Origin of the sequence: Psychrobacillus sp. FJAT-21963, from assembly GCF_001420585.1 — a bacterium.
GTDB lineage: Bacteria > Bacillota > Bacilli > Bacillales_A > Planococcaceae > Psychrobacillus.
Window position 1 is genome coordinate 1 of sequence record NZ_LJIY01000009.1, and the last position, 5293, is coordinate 5293.

Genomic DNA, 5293 nt, shown 5'->3' on the forward strand with positions numbered 1-5293 from the left:
AGGTTCGGGGTGGAAGCGTGGCGACACGTGCAGCTGACGAATACTAATCGATCGAGGACTTAACCAAATATGAATTTACGAGCATCAATGTCTTTTATCCAGTTTTGAAAGAATATAGAAATTTTATCAAAAAACTATTGAAATAATCTCTAGTTATGGTACAATTAATCTTGTCTTTCAAATTAATATGTCTAGTGATGATGGCGAAGAGGCCACACCCGTTCCCATACCGAACACGGAAGTTAAGCTCTTCAGCGCCGATGGTAGTTGGGGGTCTCCCCCTGTGAGAGTAGGACGTCGCTTGGCATAATAATATTCCGAAGTAGCTCAGTGGTAGAGCAATCGGCTGTTAACCGATCGGTCGTAGGTTCGAGTCCTACCTTCGGAGCCATTTCTGGAGAGCTGTCCGAGTGGCCGAAGGAGCACGATTGGAAATCGTGTAGGCGGGTAACCCTGTCTCAAGGGTTCAAATCCCTTGCTCTCCGCCAGATAATTTTCTCTCTACATAATATAATGGCCCCTTGGTCAAGCGGTTAAGACACCGCCCTTTCACGGCGGTAACACGGGTTCGAATCCCGTAGGGGTCACCATTTAAATAATTAACCAGTGTTTTTGGAGGATTAGCTCAGCTGGGAGAGCATCTGCCTTACAAGCAGAGGGTCGGCGGTTCGAGCCCGTCATCCTCCACCATTAAAAAATATAATATTGTCGCGGGGTGGAGCAGTTCGGTAGCTCGTCGGGCTCATAACCCGAAGGTCACAGGTTCAAATCCTGTCCCCGCAACCAAAATGGTCCCGTGGTGTAGCGGTTAACATGCCTGCCTGTCACGCAGGAGATCGCCGGTTCGATCCCGGTCGGGACCGCCATTTATTATTTAATAAGTTAGAGATTTAGGATAAGCAAGCAAATCGAGGAAGCAATCGAACGAAAGAAGGAGCGTACTAAAGTACGTGACTGAATGAGTGAGTGCAGCTGACAAAGAGTTGCGCAGCTTAGCGTAAATCGAAGAGGCTCAGTAGCTCAGTCGGTAGAGCAAAGGACTGAAAATCCTTGTGTCGGCGGTTCGATTCCGTCCTGAGCCACCATTTAAAATGCCGGAATAGCTCAATTGGTAGAGCAACTGACTTGTAATCAGTAGGTTGGGGGTTCAAGTCCTCTTTCCGGCACCACTAATAGTGGAGGGGTAGCGAAGTGGCTAAACGCGGCGGACTGTAAATCCGCTCCTTAGGGTTCGGCGGTTCGAATCCGTCCCCCTCCACCAGTTTTTATATAGGGGCATAGTTTAACGGTAGAATAGAGGTCTCCAAAACCTTTGATGTGGGTTCGATTCCTACTGCCCCTGCCAATTTATAAGTTAACTTTGAATAATGGCGGTTGTGGCGAAGTGGTTAACGCATCGGATTGTGATTCCGACATTCGTGGGTTCAATTCCCATCAGTCGCCCCATATTCCTTTTGAGTTAGCTCTTTTTTTATTTAATAATGGCGATTGTGGCGAAGTGGTTAACGCACCGGATTGTGATTCCGGCATTCGTGGGTTCAATTCCCATCAGTCGCCCCATTGGGGTATAGCCAAGCGGTAAGGCAACGGATTTTGATTCCGTCATGCCCTGGTTCGAATCCAGGTACCCCAGTTTTTTGCGGAAGTAGTTCAGTGGTAGAACACCACCTTGCCAAGGTGGGGGTCGCGAGTTCGAACCTCGTCTTCCGCTCCAACTATAATTCGGCGGCATAGCCAAGTGGTAAGGCACAGGTCTGCAACACCTTTATCACCGGTTCAAATCCGGTTGCCGCCTCCAATTTTTAATTTAACATTTGAAACACTTTATTTGCCGGTGTGGCGGAATTGGCAGACGCGCGGGACTCAAAATCCCGTTCTTTCGAGAGTGTCGGTTCGACCCCGACCACCGGTATCATTAATTAAATTTTGATTTGTTTTAATAAAAATAAAATCCTCGTAAATGTTATTAAATTAACATTTACGAGGATTTTTTTGTTTTTGAGAAAAGGATATTTGTATTGTTGCTAGAAAGTATAAGTTCCCATTTACATGTTGTATGTAGATAGCATTATTCCTTCTTTTTTATCGATGTTGATCTACAAGAATTTGATTCCCATCTGGATCTTCAATTGTAAAATGAGCTGGTCCTTCATTTCCTGCTTCAGTCAGCATTTTCATTCCTTTTGCTTTAAGTTGCTTTTGAAGTCATCCCCTACTCACCACGTTGTTCGGAGCATAACCGAAGTATAAATTCTTTCATATCGACAATACGTGGGAATGTTGGACTTGCGGTGGTTCCTGCAATCAATAATGGTACAAGTGTTTCTTGTTTGTGTAATGAACCGTGCGCTGCCCCACTAAGGTGAAATGGTGTGGATTGGGCTTTAAAATCACAACCTGGTTTAGCGTTAACGACAATGAAACGACCCGAATGGGAGTGTAATGCACTATAAATCCTAGCTAACGCATCTGGATAATTCCCGTAAGATAACTCTTTTTCATTTTTTATATGCAAATCCAGAAGTTCGATGTTTCCCTCTATACTCCATGTTTGATTATATTCATCCTTGTATTTACCAGTTGGACAGAAACGCAATATTCCTTGTCTCAAGCCAGATGTAATGTTTATATAGTTATTATCCTTCCAGGCAATTATATCGATTCGTCTATCATTCATTAGACGTTCTGCAATAACAGATAGTGGCAGGTTCTTATCCAATATGTAAATATAAGCCATACGCTGATTTACACATAGGACAAGCTGGTCTTTTTTGCGTACGCTGCTCTCAAGTCTGGATATGCGATATTTTTTTAGTATTTTACGTAAATCAATAATAAATTTCCGGTAGTTAGAACCGGTTGGAGAATGGCCGTTATCTCCCATCACCATCCATACATTCCGATTGAGAGCTTCCTCCCAGCTTGGATACATATTCAACGTTTTTTGGATTTCTCGGTCAATTTTTGTAATTCCTTTTAAATCTTTCGGACCCTTGAAATGAAGGCGGGTGTCCATATCTTGAAATATGCAGAATGTAAATCCTGGGAGTTTGTCCTTACGTATTAAATATCTGAGCTCCCGGGCTGTAAATTTATAATTTCCAGCAGCTATTTGCGTTGTGAATCCCCACGGTCGCAATTTAGAAAAGAGACCTAAAGAGAAAATGGATGTGGCGTTGGTTGTCCATTCACCGTCCTTGAAGCGGGTCAGTGTACTGAGTAATCGAGGTACGTGTAACCGATGGGGGGTATTTCCGCGATAGACAAAAGAATTAATAGAAGCGGAAGGAATTCCCTTGTTGGCCAAATCCTCATAAATTGTAGAAACCTCACTACTTAAATGCTCATTATTCAGTCGGTAAAGCATGTTATGGGCGGTACTACGCATTCCTAACCTAAACGTTTCGCGAAAACCAGTCCCGTAGTTAATAATCTCCATTCTGGAATCATCGTACCAAGTTAAGCCAGGAACGTGGTGTTCATCAGCATATGTACCTGTCAAGAGAGTGCTATCAATAGTGACAGACATTGTCGGAAATGAACTCACCATATTGGGAATATAACTGCCGTTTTCCATTAGAAATTTTAAGGCAGGAGCTTGTCCGGTTTGGATGGCAATTTCTAGCGGTTCGGGCATCAAAGAATCAATGTTTAGCAAAATTACTGGTTTTAGCGTTTGTGGGTCTTGCTTCATATGGTTTCATCCTCACTACCATTTACTTTTGGAAAGTACACTATTTTATATCTTTTGATTTTTAGAATTTATTATACTACCCACTTTTTTCCTGTAGAGATGAAAAATTGTAAAACGTGCTGGTCCTTCATTTGTTTCATCTGCTTCAGACAGCATTTTGGTTCCTTTTGCTTTAAGCGTAAATGGGAACTTATACTTTCTAGCAACATGACAAATATCCTTTTCTCAAAAACAAAAAATCCTCGCAAATGTTAATTTAACAACATTTACAAGGATTTTATTTATATTAAAACAATTCAAAATTTAATTAATGATACCGTTGTACCGAATCCTACTTTATACACACAAACTTTTTGGAAAAGAATTATCTAAGTTAGCTTCGTTATACTAACAGTCTCAATTCCATCAATAATAAATTTGATCTAAGTATAAATGAGTACCATGAAAAATACCAACATAATGAGAACTTTTGAATGCCTGTGAATTTTTATAACTAAATTACATTCATTATCAATTTAAGTATAGAGTTTATATTTTCTTTTTTATCAATAGAAGAACGCCATTGATAATGGCGTGTATTTAAAACTTTATGGTATCTATGGGTTTAATATTCAGCGGATCAAAAGTGATTTCATATCCTTTGTAAACTTTTTTCAGTCCGTATTTATCGACATAATAATCAATCGATTTTTTTAAGTAATCTGCAGTTATTTCGATATGAACACAAACATCCTCTAAGGTAATTTTCCTCAGCTCATAACATTCTATCAGCTTTTCGAGTGATACAACTTTTTCATATCCCCATCTTCTAGCAACGAGTTCTAATTTTTGATTTTGGACTAGATTTAAATCGGTAATATCCCCGTATGTCGTTTCGTAATGTCCCAATTCTTCTGCAAGAATACCATGTTTTTCATAACTATTTTTTAGCTTATTTATATATATCCTTTTATCTATATATATACCACCGAGACCTTTAGGCATTGTTGGATCTTCAATAATCTTTATATGCGGGTATTCAATTATCAATCGTTCATAATCCACACATTACACCTCATTTAATCTCGTTTGAATTTAATATAGTTAATGTAGTTTTTAATTGCTTCCATTTCTTCATCTGTAACATCATCATCGATGTGGGCAGCAAGGGTTTCAATTTTCGAATAAGACTGTTGAGTGTCTAATCCAAGTATTCTATCCATAGAGACATTAAAGGTTTCTGCAATAGCTCGTAACATCCTTGTCTTAGGTTCAGTAGTATCTGATTCCCATTTGGATACCATACCCTTTGTAATTGAAAGACCTGCTTTTCTATTTATTCTTTCCGCAAATTCTTCCTGAGACAACTTTTCTTCATCTCTAATTTTTTTTAACTCTTTGCCTATTGAATACATCGTTACTACCCCCTATTAATTAATGTAAGTATAATCTAAAGTTTCACTTGTGACAACTTATTTTAATTTTTTTATTAAAAAGTAGTTGACTATGAAACTTTTGCCTGTTAAAGTCATCTTATAGGTTTCACAAATGAAACTTTAAATTCATAGATTTGAAAGGAGATTAACATTATGAAATATATAATAAGTTAATATTGCTACA

Annotated in this window: 3 protein-coding genes, 16 tRNA genes and 1 rRNA gene; 17 read left to right on the top strand and 3 right to left on the bottom strand. The window is 39.3% G+C overall.

Annotated features, from left to right (window positions below; genetic code table 11):
• Positions 1 to 190 precede the first annotated feature (190 nt).
• The 17 genes from rrf (at position 191) to AN959_RS16590 (ending at position 1912) form a co-directional block, all read left to right on the top strand.
• Positions 191 to 306 (top strand): 5S ribosomal RNA (gene rrf, locus AN959_RS16510).
• 10 nt (positions 307 to 316) lie between these two features.
• A tRNA-Asn gene (locus tag AN959_RS16515) sits at positions 317 to 391 on the top strand.
• 5 nt (positions 392 to 396) lie between these two features.
• A tRNA-Ser gene (locus AN959_RS16520) sits at positions 397 to 488 on the top strand.
• Positions 489 to 515: 27 nt separating this feature from the next.
• A tRNA-Glu gene (locus tag AN959_RS16525) sits at positions 516 to 590 on the top strand.
• Positions 591 to 614: 24 nt separating this feature from the next.
• A tRNA-Val gene (locus AN959_RS16530) sits at positions 615 to 690 on the top strand.
• A gap of 19 nt (positions 691 to 709) precedes the next feature.
• A tRNA-Met gene (locus AN959_RS16535) sits at positions 710 to 786 on the top strand.
• A 4-nt stretch (positions 787 to 790) separates the two neighbouring features.
• A tRNA-Asp gene (locus AN959_RS16540) sits at positions 791 to 866 on the top strand.
• Between the two features lie 143 nt (positions 867 to 1009).
• Positions 1010 to 1085, top strand: a tRNA-Phe gene (locus AN959_RS16545).
• A gap of 8 nt (positions 1086 to 1093) precedes the next feature.
• A tRNA-Thr gene (locus AN959_RS16550) sits at positions 1094 to 1169 on the top strand.
• Positions 1170 to 1177: 8 nt separating this feature from the next.
• A tRNA-Tyr gene (locus AN959_RS16555) sits at positions 1178 to 1261 on the top strand.
• A 10-nt stretch (positions 1262 to 1271) separates the two neighbouring features.
• A tRNA-Trp gene (locus AN959_RS16560) sits at positions 1272 to 1345 on the top strand.
• Positions 1346 to 1370: 25 nt separating this feature from the next.
• Positions 1371 to 1446: transfer RNA gene (locus AN959_RS16565), tRNA-His, on the top strand.
• 38 nt (positions 1447 to 1484) lie between these two features.
• Positions 1485 to 1560, top strand: a tRNA-His gene (locus tag AN959_RS16570).
• A 1-nt stretch (position 1561) separates the two neighbouring features.
• Positions 1562 to 1633, top strand: a tRNA-Gln gene (locus AN959_RS16575).
• A gap of 6 nt (positions 1634 to 1639) precedes the next feature.
• Positions 1640 to 1714, top strand: a tRNA-Gly gene (locus AN959_RS16580).
• A 10-nt stretch (positions 1715 to 1724) separates the two neighbouring features.
• Positions 1725 to 1798: transfer RNA gene (locus AN959_RS16585), tRNA-Cys, on the top strand.
• Positions 1799 to 1830: 32 nt separating this feature from the next.
• Positions 1831 to 1912 (top strand) — tRNA-Leu (locus AN959_RS16590).
• Between the two features lie 300 nt (positions 1913 to 2212).
• Here AN959_RS16590 and AN959_RS16595 read toward each other — a convergent pair.
• From AN959_RS16595 to AN959_RS16605, 3 genes are all read right to left on the bottom strand, one after another.
• Positions 2213 to 3694: an alkaline phosphatase family protein gene (locus tag AN959_RS16595; protein ID WP_056832402.1), complete on the bottom strand. Its 1482-nt coding sequence runs from the start codon at positions 3692 to 3694 to the stop codon at positions 2213 to 2215.
• Positions 3695 to 4273: 579 nt separating this feature from the next.
• On the bottom strand, positions 4274 to 4738 hold the full coding sequence (locus AN959_RS16600; protein ID WP_053588293.1) for an ImmA/IrrE family metallo-endopeptidase: 465 nt from the start codon (positions 4736 to 4738) through the stop codon (positions 4274 to 4276).
• A gap of 14 nt (positions 4739 to 4752) precedes the next feature.
• Entirely contained in the window at positions 4753 to 5088 is a 336-nt protein-coding gene (locus tag AN959_RS16605; RefSeq protein ID WP_053588294.1) for a helix-turn-helix domain-containing protein, read from the bottom strand.
• Positions 5089 to 5293: the final 205 nt, after the last annotated feature.

Excerpts from the sequence above, each read along its gene's own strand:
- AN959_RS16595 (WP_056832402.1), bottom strand. The coding sequence starts at position 3,694 with ATGAAGCAAGACCCACAAACGCTAAAACCAGTAATTTTGCTAAACATT.
- AN959_RS16605 (WP_053588294.1), bottom strand. The coding sequence starts at position 5,088 with ATGTATTCAATAGGCAAAGAGTTAAAAAAAATTAGAGATGAAGAAAAG.